The following is a 25,821-nucleotide window of genomic DNA, read 5'->3' as shown; positions in this document are numbered from 1 at the left end:
ATGAAAGTAAGATTCATGAGTCTGGCCAGCGGAAGCAGCGGCAACTGCTACTACCTGGCTACCGACCACACCGCTATATTGATTGATGCCGGCATCGGTATCCGTACCATCAAGAAAGTGTTCAAAGACCGTATGCTCAACCTGGAAGGCATACAAGGCGTACTCGTCACCCACGACCATGCCGACCACATTAAGGCAGTCGGTCATCTGGGCGAACGGCACGGCCTTTCCATCTATACCACTCACGAGATACATGAAGGCATGCGTCATAGCTATTGCATGACCGAACGCCTGAGCCCGGAACATACGCATTTCATCCAGAAAGAGGAAACCTTCACCTTAGGCGACTTTCAGATTACCTGCTTTGAGGTACCGCACGACGGCACCGACAACGTAGGCTATTGCATCACGGCAGGCGACAAGACCTTCTCTTTCCTGACGGATATCGGACACATCACCCCGACGGCGGCCCGTTATATCCAGCAGAGTAATTACCTGATTATGGAAGCCAACTACGATGACACCATGCTGAAAATGGGACCTTATCCACAGCACCTGAAGGAACGCATCGCCGGCCCCAACGGACACATGAGCAACCATGAAATGGCTGATTACCTGAGCAAGAATTTTCCTAAAGGCCTGAAATACCTGTGGCTCTGCCACTTGAGCAAAGACAACAACCATCCGGAGCTGGCCTTCAAGACCGTGGAACTGGCTTTGCGCCAAGAAAACATCCTTGTCGGCAAGGATGTGGAGGTCATCCCATTAAGACGCACCAGTCCTTCCGAAATGTATGTCTTTGAATAATGGCCTCAAAGAAAACAAAAAAAACGAGATGCGCCCTTTTTCCCGAAGCAGGAAGAAGGGCGCATCTCGTTTTAAATATATTGCAACGCCTGTATCAGCGCAATCTTTCGTAAGCCTTTACCAGCATTTCGTCCTTACCAATGGCGCGGATGGCCAGCCAGTTCAAAATGATGCTCACCAACGGAAGACAGACAGACCAAGAAGGCATAAAGCTATAGTCATCGAAAGCCTTTTCCGGATTCACCACAAAATAAGTCAGTACCAGATAATAACCAATCAATACAATCGTATTGAAAATCGTAAGACGAATCTGCAGCATCCGTTTCCGATAGAGAAAGATAGTACCCAATGCCACTACAGCCACTACCACCAACACCGCAAACAAAGCCCACGGCGTATAGTTCACATTCCCATCTGGAAGCATATAGTAAAGATTGGTCATCTCACAAATACTCTTGTCTGTATAAAAACTTCCTACAGAGGCAGACATCATCACCACCATCAGGATGGCCACCACCAGCAAATAAACAGTTTGTATTCTCTGTATCATAATTTAATTGTCCAAAAAAAGGTTTCAAAAATAAATGTCATTCTGAGGGCGACGGTTTCTGCCGGATGCACTCAGAATGACAAGCCCAAATGCGCTTATACGCATTCATTCAATTCTTTCCGATAAGGATTACTGCAATTTTTCTTTTTCCTTTGCAGGGTTACGATAGTAAACTTTTCCTTCGATGTACTCCTGAGTGGCAATCAATGTCGGTTTCGGGAGTTTTTCGTAATAGCGAGAGATTTCAATCTGCTCTCTGTTTTCAAACACCTCTTCCAGATTATCGTTATAAGAAGCAAACTCCTGTAATTTCTTGGAGAGGTCATTCTTCATCTCTGCAGCAATTTGGTTGGCACGTTTGCCGATGATAGCTACTGTTTCATAGATATTGCCTGTGTCCTCACAGAGTTCCATCAAATTACGAGTAACGGTAGTTGTAGGAGCGTTTGTCTTTTTGTAATCCATAATTCCTTATTTATAATTATAAACGTTTATTATTCCTCTTCATCCGTAGAGACATACTTGCTGACATCGGCAAAAATGCCTTCCACTTCCTTCATATACTTGCTTTCCGGAAACTCATTCTTGAACGCATAGTATTCGTCCACGGTCTCACGCATACGGTCGTCCCGTTTTTCAAGCACACTTTCCTTGGCCATATGATACTTTGCACGAAGAATCAGAATGGAAAGGTCTTCCCGCATTTTTGTATAAGGATATTCCTTCAGTACGTTCTGTGCCGTCACGATGGCAGCCAGATAATTGTTACCCGTACTGCTGTACACCGCATTTCCGGAATAGGAGCCCAAGTCGTAATACAACTTTGCAGAAAGATATTCCTTTTCTACCAGCTTATCCTGCAACTCGAAAATCATGTTCTGAGCCAGTTCCTTCCGGTCGCTTGTCGGGAAATACTCCATGAACATCTGCAGTTCCTGAATGGCCTTATAGGTACTACTCTGGTCCAGACGAGGTTCCGGAGTATCAAGATAGAGTGCCTTTCCACTGTAGAAACGCGCCAGTTCCGTATAAGTACCTCGTGGATAAGTCGTGTAGTAAGTATTAAAATAATGTGAAGCCGTTACATAGTCACCCTGATTATAATAGGTCATACCTAGCATATACAAAGACTCTTCTCCGTTAGTCGTACCTTTCAGGATAGGAATCAGTTCCTCGAGAATGGTAGCCGCACGTGAACTCTGTCCTTTGGCAAAATAAGCTTTTGCCGCCTCGTATTTGTATTCGTAATCTGTGCTTTTCAGCACCTTATTATACTCTCCGCAGGACGACAAAAATCCCGCAGAAAGGAGGGCCATTACTATGTATTTCTTCATATTTATCAAGATAGTTGCGCAAAATTACTCTTTTCCAGCGAATAATGCAACTATAGGGCATATTTTAATGTAATTTTTCAAGACGGGCAAAGTGTTGTGTAAAATAATATGTAATTTTACATCCGTTTTCAATTAACAATTTCCTGATTTCATGAATTTCGAACTGATATCCGACTACCAGCCCACCGGCGACCAGCCGGAAGCCATCGCCCAGCTGACCGAAGGTGTCAAGCAACACGTACCTGCACAGACGTTGCTGGGAGTCACCGGGTCTGGAAAGACCTTTACCATTGCCAATGTCATCAAGAATGTCAACAAGCCGACCTTGATTCTGAGTCACAACAAGACGTTGGCCGCACAGCTCTACGGGGAGTTCAAGAATTTCTTCCCACACAACGCCGTAGAATACTACGTGTCTTACTACGATTATTACCAGCCGGAGGCATACATCCCTTCGACCGACACTTATATAGAAAAGGACCTGGCCATCAACGAGGAAATTGACAAACTGCGACTGGCGGCCACTTCTGCCCTGCTCTCCGGCCGGAAAGACGTCATCGTCGTATCGTCCGTGTCGTGCATCTACGGTATGGGAAACCCGGCGGATTTCTACAACAACGTGATTGAAATCAAGAAAGGGAAACTGCTGGACCGCAACGTGTTCCTTCGTCGACTGGTGGACAGCTTGTACGTGCGCAACGACATCGAACTGAACCGTGGCAACTTCCGGGTAAAAGGGGATACGGTGGACATCTCCCTGGCCTATACCGACAGTGTGCTCCGGGTAATGTTCTGGGATGATGAAATAGACGGAATCGAAGAAGTAGACCCGATTTCGGGACACCGACTCGGCACATTCGACGAATATAAGATTTATCCGGCCAACCTCTTCATGACAACCAAGGAGAGTACGCTCCGGGCCATCCATCAGATTGAGGACGACCTGACCAAACAGGTGGCCTATTTTGAGGAAATCGGGAAGCCCTATGAAGCCAAACGCTTGTACGAGCGTGTGACATACGACATGGAGATGCTGCGCGAACTGGGACATTGCTCGGGCATTGAGAACTACTCTCGCTATTTCGACGGACGTGCCCCGGGTACCCGTCCCTACTGCCTGCTCGACTTCTTCCCAGAGGATTTTCTGATTGTCATCGACGAAAGTCACGTCAGCGTGCCGCAAATCCGAGCCATGTATGGCGGCGACCGAGCCCGCAAGACCAACCTGGTGGAATATGGCTTCCGTCTGCCGGCGTCCATGGACAACCGCCCGCTTACATTCGAGGAGTTCCAGCAAATGGCCAAGCAGGTGATTTATGTGAGTGCCACTCCAGCCGAATATGAACTGCAACAGAGCGAGGGTATCGTGGTGGAACAGGTGATCCGCCCCACAGGCCTGTTGGATCCGGTAATTGAAGTACGTCCCAGTCTGAACCAGATAGACGACCTGATGGAAGAAATACAGCAGCGTATCGAAAGCAAAGAACGTGTGCTGGTCACCACCCTGACCAAGCGCATGGCAGAAGAACTGACGGAATACCTGCTCAACAACGGCATCCAATGCGCCTATATCCACAGCGACGTGGATACACTGGAACGTATCAAAATCATGGACGACCTGCGACAGGGCATCTATGACGTACTGGTCGGTGTGAACCTGCTGCGTGAAGGACTGGACTTGCCGGAAGTTTCCCTGGTGGCCATTCTGGATGCCGACAAGGAAGGTTTCCTCCGTTCGCATCGTTCGCTTACCCAGACAGCCGGACGTGCGGCCCGAAACGTCAATGGAAAAGTCATCATGTATGCCGACCGTATTACGGACAGCATGCGGCAGACCATTGACGAGACCAACCGCCGACGAGAAAAACAGCTGGCCTACAACGAGGCACACGGCATCACACCGAAACAGATTACCCGCTCGCGCAACAACGCCCTGCTCGACATCGAGAAACAATCGTCGGCAGACAGCAACAAGCCGAAAGAACCCAAGGCCTACACCGAAACAGAAGCTCAATTGCATGCCGCCGCCGACCCCGTGGTACAATATATGACGAAAGACCAGTTACAGAAGAGTATCGACCGGACCCGCAAGCTCATGCAGGAAGCAGCCAAGAAGCTGGACTTCATCGAAGCGGCACAATATCGCGACGAGCTGCTGAAGATGGAGGACTTATTGAAAGAAAAATCCTGACATCCCATTCATTTCTGTCACATTTTTGTTTGTTTTAATTTATTATTCATACTTTTGCAATTAAAATCAAGACAAACAGAAAATGGAACAGATTACAAAGATTGTACAGGAAATTAGTTCGTTCATGTGGGGATGGCCTATGATTATCCTCCTTTTAGGTACTCATCTTTACCTGACCGTCCGGTTACGTTTCCCGCAGTTACACATTCTCAAGGCCTTACGGCTCTCCGTCAGCAAAGACCGGGATGCCGGCGGGGATGTCAGCCAGTTCGGCGCACTGGCCACTTCCCTGGCAGCCACCATTGGTACAGGTAACATTATCGGAGTAGCTACGGCCGTAGCGATGGGCGGACCGGGTGCCGTGTTCTGGTGCTGGCTTACAGGTGTCCTTGGCATGTCGACAAAATATGCAGAAGGATTGCTCGCTGTGAAATTCCGCGTAAAGAACAAATCAGGCGAAATGATTGGCGGACCCATGTACGCTCTGGAACGCGGACTGGGCATGAAATGGCTGGGCATCCTGTTCTGTATCTTCACCGCATTGGCGGCTTTCGGCATCGGCAACACAGTGCAGGCCAATTCAATTTCCTTGCTGTTAAACGAATCCTATGGAGTATCTCCCCACCTGACGGGAATACTGATGAGCATCCTGACTGCCCTCGTGGTGATCGGCGGTGTCAAAAGCATCGCCAAAGTATGTATGGGACTAGTCCCGCTCATGGCGTTCCTCTATGTGGCAGGTTGCCTTTACATCCTGATGGTGAATCATGCCTACCTGGGCGCTTCCATCCGCCTTATCCTGGAATCGGCTTTTTCGGCCCGCGCGGCAGGAAGCGGTTTTGTGGGTACCACGGTGATGATGGCAGCCCGTTACGGCATTGCCCGGGGACTTTTCTCTAACGAATCGGGACTGGGATCGGCGCCTATCGTGGCTGCAGCCGCCCAGACGCGCAACCCGGTACGTCAGGCACTGGTTTCTTCCACGGGTACCTTTTGGGATACAGTGGTCATCTGCGCCTTGACCGGACTGGTACTGGTGAGCAGCATCCTGGCCTATCCGGATATCGATTACACAAGCGATGCAGCTCTTACCAAGATGGCCTTTGCCAAAATTCCATATATCGGTACACCTATCCTTTCATTCGGCATCATCACCTTTGCCTTCAGTACCATTTTGGGCTGGACTTATTATTCACAGAAAGCCGTAGAATACTTAGGAGGAAGAAAAATCATGCGGACCTATCGGGTGATATGGATTGTGATGGTATATGTCGGTTCCGTAGTGAACCTGTCCCTCGTATGGAACTGTGCCGATGTACTTAATGCGCTCATGGCCATTCCGAACCTTATCTCCCTACTGTTGCTTTCGGGAGTCATTGTCAGCGAAACCCGAAAATATCTCTGGAACGACCGGTTGGATGACTATCATAACGAATGAAAATCCACTCTTCCAAAACGCCTTTGCGTTTGATTTAAAACGTAAGTGCGTTTTGTCTGAAACGCAAGTGCGTTTGAAGTAAAACGTAAAGGCGTTTTATTCCAAACGCACTTACGTTTTTTCAGGCCCCTCTCCGAGACTCTGACTACATCCTATAATATATTGGTAATCGGCTATTTATGTGTTTCTCTATCAAAAGGGCCTCAGGTTCTCAGATTCTGAACAACCACAAATCTGCATACAAAAAAAGTCCCGCAAACTTTTGCAAGTTCCGGGACTTCAGATTAGTTCAAAATATCTTCTTATTATTTTGCTTCGTTCAAGTCGATGCCTTTATTGCGCAGTGTCATGGCCATCAGACGTACGTAATTTGAATACTGCTTGTCGTCAAGCGTCTGTTTCATCAGCTTCAAGTTTCCATAGACTGCCTTACGAACTTTTTCTTTGTTGTCAGTCTTTGAAGCATTGGCACGAGTCATTTCCTGTTCAAAGTAGTCGCAGATATCAGCCACTTTTTCGTGCTGAGTAGATGAAAGATTCAAATACTGAGTCAGTTTAGACTTGTTGATTGAACCATTCCACTTCTGTGCATTATTATTTTCGTTTACACCTTCTGCAAACATAGAAACTGAGAATGCCAATGCGGCTACTAATGTTAATCCTAATCTTTTCATACCTTTAAATCTTTTACCTAAAAAACTTTGTTACCTTAATAATCCAGTTTAGCTCGAGCTTTCTTTTTTTACCGATGCAAAGATAAGAACATGCTGAACAACATAAAAACAAACTAAAGAAAAAATCACTCAACCCCTATCATTTATTGACGTACATCAAGAAAGCAGTATCAAAATGAACAAATTCTTCACTCTTTTGTAATATAAAGCCTCATTTCTACTCAGATTTATTACTACTTGCATCTCATTTGACAAGTTATATTCCCTTTGTAAAGTATTAACCGGGAACTCCCTTCCATACGGCACCTACTGCCCAACCTTTTGCTACATTCTATACCAGGCACCGACGGATTACCCGTAAAACCGTACAGCAAGCCGAAATGAAAGGAAACAAAAGTAAAATATCACAACAATGACTTATATAAACTCGTTTTAGAGCCTCGCAAAATGACCACCTCATGAAGAAGAAAAAAGACACAAATAAAAAAAGCCCCTGCACAATGCAGAGGCTTTTCACTTATCTCAGACTTATAATGTCTTTCGCGATTATCCACCGAAGTTATCGTACATGATAGAAGACGGATCAACGCCCAAGCTATCCAACATTGCGACAACTGATTTTGACATCGGACCAGGACCACACATGTAGTATTCGATGTCTTCAGGTGCTTCATGATTCTTCAAGTAAGTTTCGTACATTACTTTATGCACAAATCCCGGAGTATACTTCACGCCCGCTGCATCGGCTGCCGGATCCGGACGGTCGAGTGCCAAGTGGAAGTGGAAGTTGGAGAAGTCTTTTTCCAACTGCAGGAAGTCTTGCAGATAGAATACTTCGTTCAACGCACGAGCACCGTAGAAGTAGTGCAGTTCGCGGTCTCTTGTATTCAAGGTACGAGTCATGTGCATAATCTGTGCACGCAGCGGAGCCATACCGGCACCACCACCGACCCAAATCATTTCCTTCTTTGAGTTGAAAATCGGATGGAAATCTCCGTAAGGACCACTCATCAACACCTTGTCACCCGGTTTCAGGGTAAAGATATATGAAGAAGCGATACCTGGCATTACATCCATGAAACCGCTGCGATCGGGTTTGAACGGCGGAGTAGCGATACGTACTGTCAGCATGAATACATCACCTTCAGCCGGATAGTTGGCCATAGAGTATGCACGGATAGTTTCCTCTTCATTTTTACACTTCAGATTAAACAAACCGAACTTTTCCCATGCAGGCAAGTATTCCTTACCGATAAGATCTTTATCGATATCCTTGTTGTAGTCCATTTCATATTTAGGAATCTTAATCTGTGCGTATGAACCCGGGATGAAGTCCATGTGGGCACCCTTAGGCAGCTGCACCTTGAATTCCTTGATGAAAGTAGCCACGTTCTTGTTGGAGATAACGGTACATTCGTATTCCTTTACACCCATTACAGATTCAGGTACCTTGATAGACAGGTCACCTTTCACTTTCACCTGGCAGCCCAGACGCCAATGGTCTTTCTGCTGCTTGCGGCTGAAGTGGCTCACTTCAGAAGGCAGGATTTCACCACCTCCTTCAATTACCTGACACTTGCACTGTCCGCAAGAACCCTTACCACCACAAGCTGAAGGCAAGAACACACCGTTTACAGCCAATGTATTCAGCAACGTAGAGCCGGATTCTACTTCCATTTCCTTGTCGCCGTTGATAGTCAATTTCACATTACCGGAAGCTACAAGGAAATTCTTCGCTACCAGCAGGATGACTACCAGCACCAGAATAGTCACCAGGAATACTCCAATGCTCGCTAAAATAAAATTCATATCCATTGTCTTATTCCTTTCCTATTAGATGTTCAAACCAGAGAAACACATAAATGCCATTGCCATCAGACCTACAGTGATGAATGTGATACCCAGACCTTTCAACGGAGCAGGTACGTCAGAGTAAGCCATTTTTTCACGGATAGCAGCCAGACCTACGATAGCCAGCAACCAGCCCAGACCTGAACCCAATGCATAAGAGATTGAATCCCATACATCGCCGATGAACTTAGAGTCTGACGGAGTCAGGTTAATACGCTGCTGCATGAACAATGAAGCACCCATGATAGCACAGTTTACAGCGATCAACGGCAAGAAAATACCCAGTGAAGCATACAGTGAAGGGCTGAAACGTTCTACGATCATTTCAACCAGCTGTACGATAGCGGCAATTACGGCAATAAAGAGGATAAAGCTCAAGAAGCTCAAATCGATACCCAGAATACCGTCGGCAGCCAGCACCTTAGTCTGGAGCAAGTAGTTTACCGGCAGTGTAACCACCAGCACGAAGGTAACGGCAATACCCAGTCCCAGTGCGGTCTTCACATTCTTCGAAACAGCCAGATATGAACACATACCCAGGAAGAATGCGAAAATCATATTGTCCACAAAGATAGAGCGGACTAATAAACTTATAAAATGTTCCATAATCTTGTTTTAATTGAGAACCTTCACGAAACGAAAAGTATCTTTTCGACGGGAAAAGTTCTGCATTGAATAACTATTATTCTTTATCTTGCAATTCTTTGTGTTTAGCACGCTGATACCAAATAATACATGCTACGATGATCAATGCCATAGGAGGCATCAGCATCAAACCGTTGTTCACATAGCCAGCGCTCTTTATTGCATCATAGTTCAGGATGTTGAAACCAAGCAATGTACCAGAACCCAGCAACTCACGGATAAATGCAACCATTACCAGAATCTTTGCATATCCCAGACCGTTTCCAATACCATCCAAACAAGATTCCCACGGACCATTAGCCATAGCAAATGCTTCCAGACGTCCCATCAGGATACAGTTGGTAATGATCAAACCAACGTATACAGACAACTGTACACTTACATCGTAAGCAAAAGCTTTCAACAATTCACTTACGATAGTTACCAGAGCAGCAACTACAACCAGCTGTACGATAATACGGATACGGTTAGGAATTGTCTTACGGATCAACGAAATCACAACATTGGAGAAAGCAGTAATAATGGTAACAGAAAGTCCCATTACGATAGCAGGCTCCAACTTAGAAGTAACTGCCAGTGCAGAACAGATACCCAATACCTGTACGGTCACCGGGTTATTCAAACCCAACGGAGTAGAAAATACTTCTCTATTTTTAGCTGAAAATAAACTTCCCATATTATTATCTCCTCCTCATTATTCGTTAGTAGTTAAAAACTTGGTGTATTGTCCCATACAGTCTTTCAGCATCTTGTCTACAGCAAGAGAAGTAATAGTACCACCTGAAATACCATCTACCTGATATTCCGGTTTTTCAACCTTACCATTCTTTACAACACCCAGACCGATGGCGCCATTCTCCAACACATTCTTATCTTTAAATTCGTTCTGGAAGTGTTCTGTAGCGATTTCAGCTCCCAGACCCGGAGTTTCAGATGCATGAGAGAAATAAGTTCCATAAACGGTATTCTTATCTTCATTCAGTGCAACATATCCCCAGATAGCTCCCCAAAGTCCGGCTCCATAAACAGGTATGACATATTTAGTCTGACCGTCTATTTCGCAAACGAACAGGTGAGCACGACCGTTTTCCTTATATTCTTTTTCGTATGCAGTAACAAAAGCACCTTCATACGGAGTAAGTGTTCCGTCTTCGGCAACAACCATATCAGACTTCACAACTTTGGCAAATTCAGCTTCCGCATCCTGTACATCTTTGATGCCCAGTGAAGAAAGAATCTGCTTCTTTGTATCAAGCTCTACATTCTTTCCCTGAATATCGCGCAGAGAAGAATTGACGAAAGCCAGCAAGAATGCTACGATAACAACCATTACCGAAGCATAAATGATAGTATAAGAGTTACTATTAGTATTCATTGTATATTCGGTTTTTATTTGTTAGACATAGCACGTTTCGCACGACGAGAAATATTGTTCTGAACTACAACGTAGTCAATCAGCGGTGCAAAGATATTCATCAGCAGGATAGCCAGCATCATACCTTCAGGATAACCCGGATTCAATACACGGATAATGATTGCCATGGCACCAATCAGGAAGCCATATACAAACTTACCGTTTTCTGTACGTGAAGAAGTAACCGGGTCGGTTGCCATAAACACAGCACCAAAGCAGAAGCCACCCAAGCACAAGTGTTCGTACCACGGCATGTGAGCCACGCCGGTATCAGGACCGATTGTATTGAAGATCAATCCCATTACAGCTCCACCAACAAATACAGACAACATTGTCTTCCAGCTTGCTACGCCACTCCACAACAAGATAACGGCACCGATTGCGATAGCGATTACACTGGTTTCACCGATAGAACCCGGAATCAGACCAGTAACCATGTCCCATGAGAAAGCAGGACATTCAGCAACCTTGGCAACACCCAGCGGAGTTGCAGCAGTCAGACCATCTACAGTCTTGCCCAAACCGAAGATACTGTCACCTGATACCCATACAGCATCACCTGACATTTTGGTAGGATAAGCGAAGAACAAGAATGCACGAGTAATCAAGGCAGGGTTAAAGATATTCATACCTGTACCACCGAATACTTCCTTAGCGAAGATTACAGAGAATGCTGTTGCAACAGCAAGCATCCACAACGGACAGTCTACAGGCACAATCATCGGAATCAACATACCAGAAACCAGGAAACCTTCCTGAATTTCTTCCTTCTTCCACTGTGCTACAACGAATTCAATTCCCAGACCTACTACATAAGAAACAATGATTTTCGGCAGAACAGCCAGGAAACCGTAAGCAAACATTTCGATAAAGCTACCGCTGATGCCTGCATGAACATAATGCTGATAACCGACGTTGTACATACCGAACAACAGTGCCGGTATCAATGCGATAACCACGAGTGACATGATACGTTTGCTATCAATCGCATCGTGGATGTGCGTACCTGTCTTCGAAGTTGTGTTCGGAACAAACAGGAATGTTTCAAATCCGTCGAACACAGAACGAAAAGCATGAAATTTGCCTCCCTCTTCAAAGTTAGGCTTTATCTTATCGAGATAATTTCTTAACGCGTTCATTTATTAATAATAGTTTTAGTTAGCATTAACACATTTCACGGCGGAGCATATCGAGTCCGTCACGTACGATACGCTGCAATTCCATTTTTGAAGAGCAGACAAATTCACACAAGGCAAAATCTTCCGGAGCCACCTCATAAATACCCAGCGCTTCCATACGGTCGATATCGCCTGCAATGATAGCCTTAATCAGGTATTCCGGCAAGATGTCCATTGGAAGTACATGGTCGTATTCGTTTGACATGATCATGTGACGTTCACCACCCTTCACACGGGCATCCAATACATATTCTTTCTTCTTGCCCATCATCCAGCTGAAATAAGAATGACTGGTACTGAAGTCGTTCAGACGCGGCATAATCCAACCCAGCATTTCGTGTACGTCGCTTCCTTCCGGAATCACTGTCACTTGGCTGTGGAAAGCTCCTAAATAACCGTTGGCCGTAATCTGCTTTCCAGTCAGTACATTACCGCTGATATAGCGCAAAGCCTTGTCTTTTGTTACATTGTTTTCAAAGACTCCTGTCAGCAGGGCACCTACTTTCAGTTTTACATAAGCCGGTTTCAAAACTTCAGAACCGGTTACAGCTACTGTACGAGTAAGATCTACCCGACCCGTATTGAACAGACGGCCAATGAAAATCACAGCTTGCGGATCGATAGTCCAAACCGTTTCACCCTTGTTTACTGGAGCGATGTGATTAATCTGCACACCTACATTACCAGCAGGATGAGGTCCGTCGAACACATTGATTTCTACGTTTTTCGCCTGCGTCAAAGCCGGTGATTTCTGTTTTACACTGATGCCCAAGTAAGTCTTGGCAATCTTAGCCAAGGCATCCAATCCTGTCTGGAAGTTTGCCTCTTCCCCTGCGAGAACGAATTCAAAATCAGGAGCCAGCGGATTTGTATCGAAAGCAGATACGAAAATGGCACGAGGTGCGACAGTCGGATCAGCCACTACATCGTACGGACGCTGACGGATAAACGCAAACAAACCAGCAGTCTGCAGCAATTCCTTTACAGCAGCTCCATCGAGCGCAGCTACGCTCTTCTTGCCGAATTCTTCGAAATCCTGTTCCGTAGCAGCCTGTACGGTAATGCTCATCACCTTACGTCTTGCCCCACGTTCCACGCTTGTTACTACGCCACTTACCGGCGAAACAAATTTCACTTCAGGATGATTCTTGTCAACAAACAAGGGTCCTCCGGCCATCACATATTCCTGTTCCTTCACGACCACCTTCGGAGTCACGCCTGTAAAATCATCGGGACACAATGCATAGAATCCCGGCTCTTTTACAGCCACTACTTCTGTAGCAGCCTTGCCTTTCAGGTTTATGTCTAAGCCTTTACGCAATTTAATTAAATTTGCCATGTTAGGTTATAAAAAATGGTTTTCTATTTTGCGTGCAAAAATAAATAAAAAAGAAAGGAAAAAAGAATATTTGCCCCTCGAATTGAAGAAATATTTCCTTATATCGAAGAACAGGCACAAAATAAGTGTGATTAAAACGCTATTCTGTCACATGGAGAAAGCAAAATTTCCTTAATAACCCTTGTGCTGACGCAGCTGAGGGTTCATATCTACCACTTTTTCGGGAATAGGAAACACTGTGGTATACCCGTTTTCCTCGCCAGCAAGCGGAGTACGGCAGCTGTACGCCCGCGTAAAAACGCCGAAACGAATCATATCCTGACGCCTCCATCCTTCCCAGGCTAGTTCCATCATACGTTCTTTCAACAAGTTGTCGAGGGTAGCGGTTCTCTCTTCCATTCCGACCCTCCGACGCACCTGATTCAGTTCCGCATCTCCGTTTTCTCCGTTGCGTACTTTAGCCTCACTTTGCATCAGCAACACGTCTGCATAACGAAAAAGTACGATGTCGTTATCCAGCAATTTTCCATCTTTAAGAGCCGTCGGGTCCACCTCATATTTCTTCATCCGTGCCCCAGCAGTTTTTTCCCAAGGCTGGCCTGATACATCAAGTGCTACTTTCCAAGGTTCATAAACCAGTGGAGTCACCTCATCGTCCAGCATAATTTGATGCCCTTCCAGGTCTTTCACTGGTCCGGCAAAATAACAAGCATCAAACCGGGCATCAACCTGTGGCGTACCGTAGCCGAAGGTTTCCAACACTTCCTGCGTAGCTGATGCCCCGTTTTCACCTCCCAAACCATACGCCTTGGCATGGTTATAATGCCGTGAACGGAACAGATAGATAAACTGGTTGGTGTATAACGTCTTGCTCATAGGAATTACAAAAATATTCTCTTTCGAAGATTCATTGAACACCGCAAAGTTGGCTGTATAATCTTCTTCCAGTTTATAACCGGCCGCTGTAATTTTATCGCAATAATGGCATACAGTCTGCCAAGCATTCAACGAACGACCGTCCACTTCGAAGACAAGTGATTTTCCGTCCGGCCGTATTCCGTCCGTCCAATCATCATCGGCATATACCTCTGCATTCAAAGCCAGTTTGGCCAACAGAAACCATACGACCGAACGCGTCATCCGTCCGTAGTACAAACCCGGCTGATTACTCCGTTCCTCACTCAAAAAAGGAGCAGACTCCATCAATTCTTTCACAATGAAAGAGAATACCTTAGAACGCTTTTCCTGAACAATTTCTTCAGGTTTAGGATTACTGCTTTCAATAAGAGGAACTTCGCCGAAAAGATCCATGATATAATAATAAAACATAGCCCTCAAAGCCCTCACCTCAGCCTGTAAAGGAGCCACCTCTTCTGTGGGATGTGCCACCGAAAAAGCCTGTATCCGTTCCAACGAACTGTTGCATAAAATCACCGTCCGATAAAGATACTCCCAGGTAGCATAGATTGCCTCATTGTTCACTCCCCAGCGATGCAAATAGAGCCCTTGCCAGAAACCTCCGTCATACCAGTCACCTCCGCGAGTAGGCATCATGGCTTCATCCGTGGTAAACGTATTCAGATCGTACACTCCACGACCGGTTCCTTGCAACCCTTGACTGTCGGCATAACCACCCACGTAATTATACAGAGAAAGTACCCCGTTCCGCTGCAAATCCGACAAGGTAGCATATGCTGTTCCTTCATCCATCCGGTCCTTTGGTTCCTCCTCCAGATAGGCGCTGCAAGAAGCCCCGAAAACGAGGCAGGAAGCCATAAAAACAATTCCATATATTCTTTTCATAATGAACAGATTAAAAATTAAGACTTAAACTAACGATATAGGTTCTTGAAAGCGGATAGGTTCGCTTGTCATCCACCCCAAAAGTACCGTCTACCAACGTAGAATTGATGAGTGGAGTCAGCCCCGAATAACCAGAAATCGTACCCAGGTTATTGACGGTTAGCGCCAGTCGTGCTCCATGCAGGAAACGCTGTTTACGGAGCGGAATGTTCCATCCCACGGTCAGATAATCAAAGTTCACATAATCACCATTCTCCAGCCAATAATCCGTTGCCGTCAGGTCACGGATGTTCCGTGCCGGAGCCTCCGCCAAGACATTGTAGTCCGGCAGACTGTTCATGTTCATATACGTCAGGGATGTTCCGTTGTAGATTTTGTGCCCGAATGCCCCATTTATCTGTAATGACACATCAAAACGCTTGTAACGGAAACTGATGTTCGACCCCAACAAGGTCTTCGGCGTAGCCTGTCCCGCCACATACCGGTCTTCTCCATCTTCCAGGTTCACTCCGCCCCCGTTCAAGTCGGCTATCTGGTAAGTATATCCTCCATTTCCATCCGATACGAGTCCTTCACAATGTGGCAGATAGAATACGCCCAACGGCTGTCCCACAATCTGATAGACAATATTGTTATACCCCCCGTGCAATCCCGCTCCATTCAAGCCAGCCAATGCCGTATATTGTGCCGCACTGATATGTTCTCCTTCATACATTCCGCTCAGCGACAACAGCTTGTTTCGTTGGAAGGTCACATTCGCATTGATATTCAATTCCATATCCTTCGTCCGCAAAGGAGTGAGTCCGATGGAAAGTTCCGTACCACTGTTCCGCATGGAACCCAAGTTGGCTAACAGTTTGTTATAGGCAAACGGCGGCACACTCACGTCGTACTGATAGAGCATATCCCTTGTGTTAGAGCGATAATAGTTCACCGACAGCAAAATACGGTTACCATAAAAAGCCATATCCACCCCTGCATTGAAAGTAGATTTCACCTCCCATTTCAGGTTGGGATTGAGGTTTTTCAGGCTTTCATAGGTCACCACAGGAGAATTGCCCACCGGAGCCACTCCGTTCGGCCGTACCAGCGCCATGGTGGTATATGAATCAATTCCTCCCTGATTACCTGCTAATCCGTAGCCGGCCCTTAGTTTCAGGTTATCAATCCACCGAAAACGCCTCATAAACCTTTCCTGTGTCACATTCCAGGCCGCAGAAACTGAAGGGAATACACCCCATTTATGCTTCCGTCCAAACTTGGAAGAAGCATCCGTACGTAAATTCGCCGTCAACACATAACGGTCGTTGTACGTATAGTTCACACGCCCCAAGAAAGATACCAGATGCGGCTCTTCGTAATACGATCCTGTCCCCTCCCAAGGCCGGAGTGCTCCAGCCTGCAGACTGTGGTACCCTAATTCATTTGATGAGAAACCGGTCGTTGTAGTATAGAACCCTTGAAAACGGTCTTTTTCCACTTCTCCCAGTGCCAACACATCCAGGAAATGGGCTCCCAGCCGCTTCTGATAAGCCAGCATTGCATTGCCCAACATAGCCTCTCCCTTTCGGCTTCCCCGGTAAGCTTGCCCGTTACCCCATACTGTGGTGGGAAGAAACTGCGCATTCTCCGTCGTACTGTATGTGTACGAACCGAAGAGCACCAGCTTCAAGTCTTTCAGCAGATGAAATGTCAGGCGGGCATGGGCACTGAAATAAGAAGTCTCCTCCCGGTTGTCCACATCCATCCATGCCAGCGGATTCGTTATCTGACTGGCAGTAGTAATCTGATCCCATCCCCCCGTAACCGGATCCGAAAAGTCCGGGAACGTCGGATTAAATGCCGCCGCCGAATAGAATGTTTTCTGCAAGTCGAACAGCGTGCGGTCACGTTTCATGGAGCCAAACAGTCCTAATTCACAGTCAATCAGCCCATCAAGCATCTTCTGCGACATATTCATGTTGGCAGTAAACAGTTTCATTCCCTCATGCTGAATCACCCCCTCGCGGTTCTGAAAACCCAGTGACACACGGTAATTAGAAGCATCCCCGCCCCCGTAAAACGCAATATTATGATTCTGCTGCAAGCCCGTCTGCTCAATGGCTTTCTGGAAATCCGTATCATATCCCTTATCGAGAATGCTCCAGCCGCGCTCCGCAGCCAGACGACGATATTCCGCTCCCGACAGCATGTCTAATCTACGATAGGCATGCGACACACCGAAACTGCCGTTGTAATTGACTCGTGTCTTACCAGCCCGTCCTTTTTTGGTGACAATATTGATAACGCCAGATGCCCCACGCGAACCGTACTGGGCCGTTTCAGATGCATCCTTCAATATAGTAAAAGATTCAATGTCGGTAGGATACACCGAAGCCAGCATGGTCAAGTCGCCCAATACCCCATCCACAATAATCAGCGGATCATTCCCACTGGTCAATGAAGTAGTTCCCCGCAACCGCACAGACTCCAGCGCCGCCATCCCATTGTTACTCTTCAAGATGGTAAGTCCCGACACACGGCCCTGAATTGCCTCCAGCGGATTGGTAATGAGTTCCCGATTCATCTGTTTTTCTGTAATCTGCTCCACTGAACCCGAAATATTCTTCAAATTTCCACGGGCATAACCGATGGTATAAATGGAATCAGGGGGCAACTCACTTTCATTCTGTGCCTGAACCTGAAGAGAGACTCCCCCCAGACATCCCCAAAACAACATGCGACAAAAAGCACGGAAAACCGGCTGCATCTCATTCATAGAAAATTCATTTAAGGTTAAAAGGTCAAAAAAGGGCGTGAAGATGCTAAGCATCTCCCGCCCTCTCTATCTTATCTTTTACAAAGAAAAGAAATTTTCGATGATAAAACAAATCTGCGACTGATTATTCCCCGCCCGCTGATTATTTTTCTTCTGCAAACATCGGATCCCATGCCGGAAGCTGTATCGGCTTCTGCTTGAAAATGTCGAGCACCTTCTTCGGCACGTACTTCGTTTCCAACACCAGACGGAACATATACTCGTTAAACCATTCGTCAGTCATAATCAGATGGCCCTGATAGCCGGCAGAAGGTCCCCAGCTGTTTTCCACCATCCATTTCTTCGGCTTTCCATTTTCGTCCAAATCCACGGCCATCAGTGTCATGGCATGAGCCGACATACTTGAGAAAGTCTGGATACGCTGTTTTTTATCCATGCCGAAAGTAGTTCCCAGCAAAGAACCAAAATCATAATTGTGTACGTCCAACAATCCGCGTTTACTGTCCATCTGGGTCACATCGCTGGAGAAGTACATCCGGGTGCTGTCCTTCAGCGAAGCAATCGCCATCTCCTTGATATCCTCCACCGGCAGGTTGACGTATGTCCAGTTCTTTCCGTCGTAGCAGTGACGGTCGTAAGCAATCTCATAACATTTATAATATTCACGTGAAGGATCGTTCATCACCATCACATAGTTGGTCAGCAGGTTCTTGTCTCCATATTTCTCCATGAACGACATCGGTGTATGATGCTCTGTCTCCACCACGTTTCCTTTGCTGTCCTTACGCACATAATCGAATGAAGTAGGCGGTACCCCAAGAGTCAGCACCAGCATCCGATACACCGTACCCAGCATCTCTTCCTTCCGCTTTTCAATAGTAGCCATCTTTTCACCCTTCGCTGACATATCTCTCAACTCCAGTCCGAACTCCTTCAATTTCAGCCCGATCAAAGACGACATAGATGAAGTATGGTCACTGCTGAAAGTCTCCGGCATGGCCTCCTTGGGGACTAGTCCGTATTTCGTAACGATATCGGCTACCCCTGTAAAGGTACCTCCGTCGCTCAGCGGATGCTTGAACAACCACTCTACCGTCTGGTCACTCATCGGCTTTCCAGCCGTTTCAATCACTCCCTGCAGGAACAGGTTAGATTTTTCCAACTGGTCCCAGAAAAAACAATATACTTGTGAAAATTCCAATCCCGGCAAATCATATTTAGCAATAGCTTTGGCGCGCATCACGTTCAATCCGGTAAACAGCCAGCAACGTCCCGAAGACTGTTGGTCTGTAATTCCTTTTGATTCCACCTTGATGGAAAAATCTGTATTCACTGCCTGCTGGTTCTCTTGGTTCAGTGCCAGCTGCTTGATACTGGTACCGCCCATGGCATTACGCAAAGCCTTGTCGGCAGCCGTGTTTTGATAACTGCGCTGAATATTTTTCAGCATTTCCGGAGAGATTCCTCCGTTCTGTGCCTGCATCGTCAGCCCGAAAGCCAGCAGGCAAGCAGCCAATGTAATGTGTTTCTGTTTCATGTTTTTATGGTTTTAATGAAAATTACTCCTTATTCTTATTTAATGGACGTACAATCTTATAGCCAATGCAGGCCACGATAATACTCATCAGCGGACTCACGTAGTTGAAGAAACAATATGGCAGGTACACCAAAGTCGGCACACTCAATATCGTGGCCTGCGTCATGCCGCAGGTGTTCCACGGTATCAGCGGACTGGTCACCGTTACGGCGTCTTCCGTAGTACGGCTCAACAGCCTTGACTCATATCCATTCTTCTTGTAAATATCCTTGAACATATTTCCAGTGAGAATAATCGAAATATACTGGTCGGCTGTAGCCAGATTTAAAAACAGACCAGATGCCACAGTAGCCGTCACTGTCCCTGCCAACTTATGAGTCAGGTGTACAAACATACGCGTAATACTGCCCAGCATACCGCAAGCTGTCATCGCACCGCCCAGACACATGGCACAGAGAATCAGCCACACCGTATCCATCATACCTCCCATTCCCCGGGTGGCAATCAGTTCCGTCAGTTCCGGACTGGAAGCAGGTACGGAAGTACTGCTCGACAAAGTAATCAATACACCTTTATACAATGCTTCAGCATTACTCATTCCTTCACCGGCCACTTCCCGCAAAATATCTGCCTGAAACAACAGCATACACACCACTGCCAAGGCCGTCGACACGAACAGCGTGATGATGGACGAAACTTTCCGGGCAATCAGGATTCCCGTCACCACCGGAACCAGCAACACCCAAAGCGTAATATGAAAGCGTTCAGCCAAACCATGAGTGAACATGGCCATCTGCGAACTGTCCGTTACTTCATGCGAAAATCCAGCCACGGTAAAGATGACCAGTGCAATCAAGATGGACGGCACCGTAGTATACATCATATAACGGATATGAGTAAACAACGGTGTGTCCGTGACGGAAGAGGCTAAAATGGTCGTATCCGACAGCGGAGACACCTTATCACCGAAATAGGCTCCCGACACAATGGCTCCGGCAATCCAACCTTCGTCAAACCCCTGTGCCTTCCCGATACCCATCAAGGCAATGCCGATAGTGGCAATGGTCGTCCACGAACTACCCGTCATGACCGATACCACCGCACAAATCGCACAGCAAGATACTAGGAAGAACTTCGGATGAATAATCTGTACCCCATAGTATATCAGTGTGGGCACCACACCTCCCAACATCCAGGCAGCTGAAAGCGCACCGATAATCAGCAAGATAATCAATGCCGTACTGACTCCTGTAATGTTGTTCACGATAGCATGTTCAATGTCTTTCCAGCTCACTCCATACCAACCCATCCCGATGACCGCACACAAGGCCGTAGTCAGCAACAAACAAACCTGGCTGCCTCCGCCCAATGCATCAGCTCCCAGCAGGCGAATCGTAAAGAAAAGTAGCACTACCAGGACCAGCACCGGCAACAACGAGACCAGTGGAGAAGGAATTTTCAGTTTCTGTGTCATTTCTGTCAATCTTAGTCAAAATCTATTCTTATCTTCTAAAAACGGCACAAATTTCCGAATATTTTTTCAAATATCCGCATAAATTCTACTTTTATTTGCATCTAACGAAAATAAAATGCATAAAAATAGAAAACCATATTAAAAAGCCCCATCGCAATGATTCTCTTCCAAACCTTAAAAACTGCTAATCCCCTTGCAGCAGCGTCTTTTCTTCGTCAGTTATTTGTACTTTTGTCTATTCATTGCATTAATTAAGAATGAGCAAAGCCACGCGCATAAAACAAATCATACGTATCACGGTCATTTCCGTACTGACACTCTATTTCGGCCTGATTGCCCTGATCAGCCTCCCGGCCGTACAGCACCGCATCAGTACGTATGCTGCCCGTGAACTCTCCCGGCTCACCCAGTCGGAAGTCCGTATCGGTAATGTAGATTTAGGCTTGCTCAACCGTGTGGTTATCCAAAACGTACAGATAAAAGACCGGCAAGGAAAAGACATGTTAGGCATTTCCCGCTTCTCTGTCAAACTGGATATTCCGGCCCTCTTTCAAAAGAAGATACGCATCCATAGTATACAACTTTTCGGTTTGGATGCCCGCCTGCGCCGGACCACTCCCGACGCTCCGCTCAACTGCCAGTTCCTGATTGACACGTTTGCCTCAAAAGATACGACAAAGAAAGAAAACAACCTCGACCTGCGCATCAACTCCATACTGATACGCCAAGGCCAAGTGCACTACGATGTATTGTCGGAACCTGTTACTCCCCGGAAATTCAATTTCCATCACATAGGTATCCGCGAATTGTCAGCCACTATTTCTCTCAAGACCTTCCAGAAAGATTCGCTCAACGCGCAGATTCGCCGTATGAGCTTCAACGAGCAGAGTGGATTCCGACTGAAAAGATTCATGCTGAAGGCTACCGCCAATCCGAAAGGCATTTACCTGCATGAGCTCACCTTGAACTTGCCTTCCACCAGCCTTTGCATCGACACCCTTTCAGCCAGCGGTGACGTGACCTCTCCCCATTTCCTTTCCGAGGAAGAAACCACCTACCTGGGACGCTTGCACGCATCCGTCACTCCCGCTGACCTCTCCGCATTCGTCCCTGCCTTGGAACATTTTCAAGACTCTCTCCACATGGACCTGGATTTTCATGGAAGAGGACAGCAGCTCCGGTGTACCCGATTCTACCTGAGCAGCCCACAGAAAGAGTTGGAACTGCATGCCGAAGGAATGATTGACCACAGCTCTCCTTCTATGCCCCCTTATTTCTTTGGCAAAATCACCCAGGCCGATATCAGTGAAAAAGCATTTTCCTGGTTGTTCCATAACCTGAAAGGCAACTCCATAGCGGTTCCCGACCTCATCCAACGGCTGGGCTTCCTCAACTTTCAGGGAGATGTATCGGGCTATCCATCTCAGATAACCGCACATGGCACCCTTCAAAGCCGACCGGGATTGCTCAATGCCAACATGACCATGCACACGGACACACTGACCCAACAGAGAACTTACTCCGGGAAGGTGTCTTCCACCGATTTCGAACTGGGAAAACTGCTGGCCAAAGATGAAATCGGAAAAACATCGTTCGACCTCGAGCTCAACGGCCTGCAATACCGCAATCACCAGCCGGAATCACATGTCAAGGGAGTCATCTCTTCACTGGTATACAATCATTATGAATACCAGCACATCACCCTAAACGGTGATTATAAACCGGGAGGCTTCAACGGACACTTGGGTCTCGACGACGAGAACGGACAAATCACCATCGACGGAAGTTTCGTCACCCATCAGGCAGTACCCGACTTCAACCTGCGGATGAAAGTGCGCAATTTCCGCCCCCACAAACTGCATCTCACAAAGGAATATAAAGATACGGATGTGGCACTGAACCTGACTGCCGACTTTTCCGGACATTCCATCGACGATATCCAGGGAAAAATCAACCTCGACAGTCTCTCCGTTCGCTCAGCCGATCCGTCACAAGACTATTTTCTCCCCCGTTTCCAGATTCATGCCACTCAGCTGGCCTCGAATAGTGGAGGGAAAGAAATACGCATCGACTCTCCCTTCCTCACGGGAGTCGTACAAGGAGAATATGCCTATCATACTTTATTAAAAAGTATCGAAAGAGTTATCCAAAAGCATATCCCCTCTCTTTTCCCTGACGAAAAGAAAACCCAGAAGAAGAAAACTCAGGAGCTGAATAACCGTTTCCGCTTCCAGTTCCGCATGGAGAATAGCGAATTCCTGGCCAAAGTGATGCACATTCCTTTCGAACTGCAGATGCCAGCCACCTTGTCCGGCTATCTCAATGACAGCCTCTCACAGATGCGAATCAACGGATCCTTGCCTCAGTTCACTTACAATGGGAAATACTACGAATCGGGTACCCTCCTCTGCGAAACTCATGCCGACGAGCTCCAATGCCAGCTCCGTGCCGGCACCCTGATGAAAAAAGGAGCCATGTTCAACTTGTCCTTCCTCACACGAGCCAAAAATGACAAGTTGCATACCACCCTCTACTGGGGCAACAACACCTCACAGACTTACAGTGGAAAAATCGACGCTATCGCCTCTTTCAGTCAGGACAACCTTCGCAAGGCACTGCACACCCATGTGGATATCCAGCCCAGCCAGGTTATCCTGAACGATACGACCTGGCACATCCATCCTGCCATTGTAGATATTGCCAAAGACAGTATCGAGATACACAATTTCCTCTTTGAACACCGCGACCAGTACCTGAAAATCAACGGACGACTGGGAAAAACGGAAGCCGACTCCTGCCTGGTGGACTTGAAAAACATCAACCTGCTCTACATCATGGACATGATTCAATTCCATGCCGTACGTTTCGATGGAGGTATCACCGGAAAAGCCCGCCTGCTCCATGTACTCAAAGAGCCGGTGATGGAAGCCCGTCTCGATGTAAAAGACTTTTCTCTGAACCAAGCCCTGTTGGGGCGTGCTGACATTCTTGCCTCATGGGACCAGGAGTTGGGCGGCGTGCGTCTGAATGCCGACATCCGTCGTGACAGTACCTGTACGACCGGAGTGACAGGCTATGTGTCACCCAAACTGAAAGGACTTGACCTCCACATTCAGGCAGGAGGAACACCACTGGCCTTCCTGCAGCCGTTTGTGGAAAATATCTTCACCAATGTCCAAGGAGAAGCTTACGGCGACGTTCACCTGTTCGGACCTTTCGCGGAACTTGACCTGGAAGGAAACGTCAGGGCACGGATGAAGACCAAAATCAATATTCTGAACACCTCTTTCATCGCTTCGGCCGACTCCGTTCAGATTTCTTCCGGACTGTTCCGTTTCCAGGATGTCCGCCTGCAAGACTTAGAAGGCCATACCGGTGTGGTCAACGGCGAGCTACGGCACACCAAGTTGAAAAACCTCAGCTACAATTTCCGCTTCCAGACCGACCGGATGCGGGTGTACGACACCGACCGGGCCACTCCCGACTTTCCCTTCTACGGGCACATCTATGCCACTGGCGATGTCCGCTTGCAGGGAGGCGACGGACAGTTGAACGTAGACGGACAGGTTCGTGCCGACAACCAGACCGAATTTGTCTATGTGCTGGGTACAGCAGCCGAAGCTACCAATTCCGGCTTTGTCACCTTTGTAGACCGGACTCCCCGCCGCCAGCAAGCTGCCGTGAAAGCCGAAGTCTACCATCCGCTGAACAAACCTGACCAGAAAGACGAAGAGGATACCCCGACAGCCATCCATCTCAACCTGCAGATTGAGCCTGCCGAACGGGCCAACATGAAAATCATCATGGACCCGGTGGCCGGCGACTATATATCGGCTTACGGAACCGGCAACCTGCGTATCAATTTCTTCAACCAGGGCAATTTCCAAATATTCGGGAACTACAACATCACTGAAGGAATCTACAAGATGAGCATGCAGAATGTCATCCGTAAGGACTTTACCCTGCAACCCGGAGGCATTGTCTCCTTCAATGGTGACCCAAGAGCTGCCAACCTGAATGTACAGGCTGTCTATACCGTCAATTCCGCTTCGCTCAACGACCTGATAGCCGACGCTTCTTCTTCACGGGGAAATGTAAAAGTGAACTGTCTGCTGAATCTGACCGGCAACCTGACCTCTCCGAACCTCAGCTTTGGACTTGAACTACCTACCGTAAGCGAAGAAGACCGTGAACTGGTACGCAGTCTCACCAGTACCGAAGAACAGATGAACACGCAGATCATCTATCTGCTGGGTGTAGGCAAATTCTACACCTACGACTATGCCAATAATACCGGCCAGACCGATGCCACCAGTTCGCTGGCTTTCAGCACCTTGTCCGGACAGCTGAACAACATGCTCTCACAGGTCATCAACAACCAGAACTGGAACGTGGGCACGAACCTCACCACCGGCGAAAAAGGTTGGAGCGACGTGGAAGCCGAAGCCATCCTGTCCGGCCGTCTGCTGAACAACCGGCTCATCATCAACGGAAACTTCGGTTATCGCGAAAACACGTTGCGCAACACCAACTTTGTGGGCGACTTCGAAGCCATTTGGCTGCTCACCAAGAACGGCGAGTTCCGTCTGCGTGGCTATAACGAAACCAACGACCGCTATTTCACCAAGTCTACCCTAACTACCCAAGGCATCGGTATCATGTACAAGAAAGACTTCGTGAACTGGAAAGAACTGGTCGACTGGTTCTTGCGTCGCCGAAAATCGCGCAGCAGCAAGCAGAAAAAGGAAGACGACGAAAAATATATCCAGAAAGACGCCGATCTCCCAGCCGCTCAAAAGAAAAGAACATCCAACGATAAACAATAAAC

General features: G+C 47.2%; 18 protein-coding genes. 4 read left to right on the top strand and 14 right to left on the bottom strand.

The window, feature by feature from the left end; all coding sequences use genetic code 11:
* Window positions 1–807, top strand: a complete 807-nt coding sequence (locus tag RDP42_RS01475) for an MBL fold metallo-hydrolase (protein WP_308762226.1) — start codon at window positions 1–3, stop codon at window positions 805–807.
* Between the two features lie 94 nt (window positions 808–901).
* Here the strand turns inward: RDP42_RS01475 and RDP42_RS01470 are convergent, their stop codons facing one another.
* From RDP42_RS01470 to RDP42_RS01460, 3 genes are all read right to left on the bottom strand, one after another.
* Window positions 902–1,357, bottom strand: a complete 456-nt coding sequence (locus RDP42_RS01470; RefSeq protein ID WP_204473947.1) for a DUF4293 domain-containing protein — start codon at window positions 1,355–1,357, stop codon at window positions 902–904.
* Window positions 1,358–1,486: 129 nt separating this feature from the next.
* The gene (locus RDP42_RS01465; RefSeq protein ID WP_022353325.1) at window positions 1,487–1,822 is read right to left on the bottom strand and encodes a DNA-directed RNA polymerase subunit omega; all 336 of its coding nucleotides are present in this window, start codon (window positions 1,820–1,822) and stop codon (window positions 1,487–1,489) included.
* A 29-nt stretch (window positions 1,823–1,851) separates the two neighbouring features.
* The gene (locus tag RDP42_RS01460; RefSeq protein WP_308762225.1) at window positions 1,852–2,691 is read right to left on the bottom strand and encodes an outer membrane protein assembly factor BamD; all 840 of its coding nucleotides are present in this window, start codon (window positions 2,689–2,691) and stop codon (window positions 1,852–1,854) included.
* A gap of 151 nt (window positions 2,692–2,842) precedes the next feature.
* Between RDP42_RS01460 and uvrB the strand changes: the two genes are divergently transcribed.
* Both uvrB and RDP42_RS01450 read left to right on the top strand, forming a co-directional pair.
* Complete coding sequence (gene uvrB, locus RDP42_RS01455; protein WP_308762224.1) at window positions 2,843–4,882, top strand: excinuclease ABC subunit UvrB; 2,040 nt, start codon at window positions 2,843–2,845, stop codon at window positions 4,880–4,882.
* 82 nt (window positions 4,883–4,964) lie between these two features.
* A complete protein-coding gene (locus RDP42_RS01450; protein ID WP_308762223.1) occupies window positions 4,965–6,320 on the top strand; it encodes a sodium:alanine symporter family protein in 1,356 nt (451 codons plus the stop codon).
* A 305-nt stretch (window positions 6,321–6,625) separates the two neighbouring features.
* Here the strand turns inward: RDP42_RS01450 and RDP42_RS01445 are convergent, their stop codons facing one another.
* The 11 genes from RDP42_RS01445 to RDP42_RS01395 form a co-directional block, all read right to left on the bottom strand.
* Complete coding sequence (locus RDP42_RS01445) at window positions 6,626–6,994, bottom strand: hypothetical protein (RefSeq protein ID WP_308762222.1); 369 nt, start codon at window positions 6,992–6,994, stop codon at window positions 6,626–6,628.
* Between the two features lie 546 nt (window positions 6,995–7,540).
* Window positions 7,541–8,809 (bottom strand): NADH:ubiquinone reductase (Na(+)-transporting) subunit F, encoded by a 1,269-nt coding sequence (nqrF, locus tag RDP42_RS01440; protein ID WP_303912055.1) that lies wholly within the window; start codon window positions 8,807–8,809, stop codon window positions 7,541–7,543.
* A gap of 18 nt (window positions 8,810–8,827) precedes the next feature.
* On the bottom strand, window positions 8,828–9,451 hold the full coding sequence (nqrE, locus tag RDP42_RS01435) for an NADH:ubiquinone reductase (Na(+)-transporting) subunit E (RefSeq protein WP_022231823.1): 624 nt from the start codon (window positions 9,449–9,451) through the stop codon (window positions 8,828–8,830).
* A gap of 76 nt (window positions 9,452–9,527) precedes the next feature.
* Window positions 9,528–10,166 (bottom strand): NADH:ubiquinone reductase (Na(+)-transporting) subunit D, encoded by a 639-nt coding sequence (locus RDP42_RS01430; RefSeq protein WP_022231824.1) that lies wholly within the window; start codon window positions 10,164–10,166, stop codon window positions 9,528–9,530.
* Window positions 10,167–10,184: 18 nt separating this feature from the next.
* On the bottom strand, window positions 10,185–10,865 hold the full coding sequence (locus RDP42_RS01425) for a Na(+)-translocating NADH-quinone reductase subunit C (protein ID WP_294596037.1): 681 nt from the start codon (window positions 10,863–10,865) through the stop codon (window positions 10,185–10,187).
* A gap of 14 nt (window positions 10,866–10,879) precedes the next feature.
* Window positions 10,880–12,043, bottom strand: a complete 1,164-nt coding sequence (locus tag RDP42_RS01420) for an NADH:ubiquinone reductase (Na(+)-transporting) subunit B (RefSeq protein ID WP_308762221.1) — start codon at window positions 12,041–12,043, stop codon at window positions 10,880–10,882.
* Window positions 12,044–12,068: 25 nt separating this feature from the next.
* Window positions 12,069–13,421 carry a Na(+)-translocating NADH-quinone reductase subunit A gene (locus tag RDP42_RS01415; protein WP_308762220.1) on the bottom strand — a complete coding sequence of 451 codons (1,353 nt, stop codon included), beginning with the start codon at window positions 13,419–13,421 and terminating at the stop codon, window positions 12,069–12,071.
* Window positions 13,422–13,592: 171 nt separating this feature from the next.
* Complete coding sequence (locus RDP42_RS01410; RefSeq protein WP_308762219.1) at window positions 13,593–15,224, bottom strand: RagB/SusD family nutrient uptake outer membrane protein; 1,632 nt, start codon at window positions 15,222–15,224, stop codon at window positions 13,593–13,595.
* Between the two features lie 10 nt (window positions 15,225–15,234).
* The gene (locus tag RDP42_RS01405) at window positions 15,235–17,973 is read right to left on the bottom strand and encodes a SusC/RagA family TonB-linked outer membrane protein (protein WP_374046894.1); all 2,739 of its coding nucleotides are present in this window, start codon (window positions 17,971–17,973) and stop codon (window positions 15,235–15,237) included.
* A 151-nt stretch (window positions 17,974–18,124) separates the two neighbouring features.
* Window positions 18,125–19,519, bottom strand: a complete 1,395-nt coding sequence (locus tag RDP42_RS01400) for a C1 family peptidase (protein WP_308762218.1) — start codon at window positions 19,517–19,519, stop codon at window positions 18,125–18,127.
* A 22-nt stretch (window positions 19,520–19,541) separates the two neighbouring features.
* Window positions 19,542–20,993 carry a Na+/H+ antiporter NhaC family protein gene (locus tag RDP42_RS01395; protein ID WP_308762217.1) on the bottom strand — a complete coding sequence of 484 codons (1,452 nt, stop codon included), beginning with the start codon at window positions 20,991–20,993 and terminating at the stop codon, window positions 19,542–19,544.
* A 257-nt stretch (window positions 20,994–21,250) separates the two neighbouring features.
* Between RDP42_RS01395 and RDP42_RS01390 the strand changes: the two genes are divergently transcribed.
* On the top strand, window positions 21,251–25,819 hold the full coding sequence (locus RDP42_RS01390) for a translocation/assembly module TamB domain-containing protein (protein WP_308762216.1): 4,569 nt from the start codon (window positions 21,251–21,253) through the stop codon (window positions 25,817–25,819).
* The last annotated feature ends 2 nt before the right edge of the window (window positions 25,820–25,821 follow it).

The sequence above is a fragment of the uncultured Bacteroides sp. genome (assembly GCF_902472605.1).
Lineage (GTDB): Bacteria > Bacteroidota > Bacteroidia > Bacteroidales > Bacteroidaceae > Phocaeicola.
Note: the sequence above shows the minus strand (reverse complement) of the source record. Positions and strands in the feature narration are given on the sequence as shown.

Bases quoted from the DNA above. Each gene is read 5' to 3' on its own strand.
- RDP42_RS01475 (WP_308762226.1), top strand. From the start codon at position 1: ATGAAAGTAAGATTCATGAGTCTGGCCAGCGGAAGCAGCGGCAACTGC.
- RDP42_RS01470 (WP_204473947.1), bottom strand. From the start codon at position 1,357: ATGATACAGAGAATACAAACTGTTTATTTGCTGGTGGTGGCCATCCTG.
- RDP42_RS01465 (WP_022353325.1), bottom strand. From the start codon at position 1,822: ATGGATTACAAAAAGACAAACGCTCCTACAACTACCGTTACTCGTAAT.
- RDP42_RS01460 (WP_308762225.1), bottom strand. From the start codon at position 2,691: ATGAAGAAATACATAGTAATGGCCCTCCTTTCTGCGGGATTTTTGTCG.
- uvrB (WP_308762224.1), top strand. From the start codon at position 2,843: ATGAATTTCGAACTGATATCCGACTACCAGCCCACCGGCGACCAGCCG.
- RDP42_RS01450 (WP_308762223.1), top strand. From the start codon at position 4,965: ATGGAACAGATTACAAAGATTGTACAGGAAATTAGTTCGTTCATGTGG.
- RDP42_RS01445 (WP_308762222.1), bottom strand. From the start codon at position 6,994: ATGAAAAGATTAGGATTAACATTAGTAGCCGCATTGGCATTCTCAGTT.
- nqrF (WP_303912055.1), bottom strand. From the start codon at position 8,809: ATGGATATGAATTTTATTTTAGCGAGCATTGGAGTATTCCTGGTGACT.
- nqrE (WP_022231823.1), bottom strand. From the start codon at position 9,451: ATGGAACATTTTATAAGTTTATTAGTCCGCTCTATCTTTGTGGACAAT.
- RDP42_RS01430 (WP_022231824.1), bottom strand. From the start codon at position 10,166: ATGGGAAGTTTATTTTCAGCTAAAAATAGAGAAGTATTTTCTACTCCG.
- RDP42_RS01425 (WP_294596037.1), bottom strand. From the start codon at position 10,865: ATGAATACTAATAGTAACTCTTATACTATCATTTATGCTTCGGTAATG.
- RDP42_RS01420 (WP_308762221.1), bottom strand. From the start codon at position 12,043: ATGAACGCGTTAAGAAATTATCTCGATAAGATAAAGCCTAACTTTGAA.
- RDP42_RS01415 (WP_308762220.1), bottom strand. From the start codon at position 13,421: ATGGCAAATTTAATTAAATTGCGTAAAGGCTTAGACATAAACCTGAAA.
- RDP42_RS01410 (WP_308762219.1), bottom strand. From the start codon at position 15,224: ATGAAAAGAATATATGGAATTGTTTTTATGGCTTCCTGCCTCGTTTTC.
- RDP42_RS01405 (WP_374046894.1), bottom strand. From the start codon at position 17,973: ATGCAGCCGGTTTTCCGTGCTTTTTGTCGCATGTTGTTTTGGGGATGT.
- RDP42_RS01400 (WP_308762218.1), bottom strand. From the start codon at position 19,519: ATGAAACAGAAACACATTACATTGGCTGCTTGCCTGCTGGCTTTCGGG.
- RDP42_RS01395 (WP_308762217.1), bottom strand. From the start codon at position 20,993: ATGACACAGAAACTGAAAATTCCTTCTCCACTGGTCTCGTTGTTGCCG.
- RDP42_RS01390 (WP_308762216.1), top strand. From the start codon at position 21,251: ATGAGCAAAGCCACGCGCATAAAACAAATCATACGTATCACGGTCATT.